Origin of the sequence: Actinoplanes sp. NPDC048791 (genome assembly GCF_040650095.1) — a bacterium.
Classification (GTDB): Bacteria; Actinomycetota; Actinomycetes; order Mycobacteriales; family Micromonosporaceae; genus Actinoplanes.
On the sequence record NZ_JBEZGQ010001387.1, the window covers coordinates 1 to 1,800 of the forward strand.

The window sequence follows — 1,800 nt, forward strand, 5'->3', positions numbered from 1 at the left end:
GAGAGGTACGGCGACCGCCGGCCACCCGGGTCGTCGTCGGCGGACGCAGCACCGTGGCGTCGGCCAGTGACTCGGGGCGCCGGTGCCGTCCGTTGGCGGTCTCGCCGTCGAGGACCTGGACGTGCGGGAAGCCGCCGGTCGTCGCGGTCAGCGCGCCGTTACTGCGGGCGCGCGCCGCCGGCTGGGCCGCGTGCCGCGGCCCGTTCTCCGGCGCCGTACGAGGTGAGGGGAGCGACGGCATTCGTCATGCCTACCGGGTTACAAGATCAAAGACGATACCGCTTTCGTGATCAATGCGTGACCGGAAGTGATCGCTCCTGCTCACAGCTTTGCGCGCAGAGCGGATTGATGACGACACATCGGACGATAAGCATCACCCCGCCGCGTGCACGGCGTCCGTCGCCTTGCGCGCGGCGATCAGCACCGGATCCCACACCGGGGAGAACGGCGGTGCGTAGCTGAGATCGAGGGCCGTCATCTCCTCCACGGTCATGCTGTTCCAGACGGCGATCGCCAGCGAGTCGATGCGCTTGGCCGCCTCCTCGCGGCCCACGATCTGCGCGCCGAGCAGCATGCCGGTCCGCTTCTCGGCGATCAGCTTCACCGTCATCGTGCTGGCTCCGGGGTAGTACCCGGCGCGGCTGGTCGACTCGACCGTCGCCGTGACGAAGGCGAAGCCGGCCGCGTCGGCCTCTTTCTCCGTCAGCCCGGTCCGGGCCACCTCCAGCTCGCACACCTTGGTCACCCCGGTGCCGATCACGCCCGGGAACGTCGCGTAGCCGCCGCCGATGTTGATGCCCGCGACCCGGCCCTGCTTGTTGGCGTGGGTGCCCAGCGGCACGTGCACCGGCTGGCCGCTGACCCGGTGCACGGTCTGCACGCAGTCACCGGCCGCCCAGATCCCGTCCAGGTGTCCCTGCGGCCCGATGACCCGCATCCGCAGGTCGGTGCGGAGCCCGCCGGTCACCCCGACCGGGATGCCCGAACGCACGGCGAGCGCCGTGTTCGGGCGTACGCCCAGGCCCAGCACCACGATGTCGGCCGGCAGCGTCCCCTCCGGGGTGACCACCGCGGAGATCCGGCCGTCGGTGGTCTCCAGGCCCTGCACGTGGGTCCTGGTGCGCACCTCGATGCCCAGCCCGCGGATGGCCTCGCCGACCCGCTCGCCCATGTCGGGGTCGACCGTGGCCATCGGCTGCGCCGACTTCTCCAGCAGGGTGACGGCCAGGCCGCGCCGGACCATCGCCTCGGCCATCTCCACGCCCACGTAACCGCCGCCGATCACGACGGCGGTGCGCGGCTGCGGCTCGCGGTCGAGCCAGGCGTGGATGGCCGTGCCGTCGTCCAGCGTCTGTACGCCGAAGACGCCCTCGCCGTCGATCCGGGCCCAGTCCGGCGTCACCGGCACCGCGCCGGTCGCGTACACCAGGTGGTCGTAGCTCTCCCGCCGCTCGCCGCCGCTGTCCAGGTCGCGGGCCACGACCTCGCGGGCGGCCAGGTCGATGCCGACGACCTCGTGGCGGGTGTGCACGCTGATGCCGGCGTCGCGGAACTCCCGCGGCGTACGCGCGATCAGCGCGTCCCGGTCCTTGACCGCACCGCCGATCCAGTACGGGATCCCGCAGGCCGAGTACGACGTGAAGTGCCCCCGCTCGAACGCCACGATCTCCAGCTCGCCGGGCCCCAGCCGCTTGCGGGCCTGCGACGCCGCGGACATCCCGGCCGCGTCTCCGCCGACGACGACGAGTTTCACCGCTCGCCCCGGGTGGTGGCCGCCAGCCAGTCCACGACGGCCGCGAC

Annotated in this window: 2 protein-coding genes; both read right to left on the bottom strand. The window is 72.4% G+C overall.

The features are described from left to right. Positions 1-241, bottom strand: a 241-nt coding sequence (locus AB0C29_RS46600) for a hypothetical protein (protein WP_360834565.1), incomplete at its 3' end; no start/stop codon positions are given. A gap of 132 nt (positions 242-373) precedes the next feature. Continuing rightward, complete coding sequence (locus AB0C29_RS46605; RefSeq protein ID WP_360834567.1) at positions 374-1,717, bottom strand: FAD-dependent oxidoreductase; 1,344 nt, start codon at positions 1,715-1,717, stop codon at positions 374-376. Between the last annotated feature and the right edge of the window lie 83 nt (positions 1,718-1,800).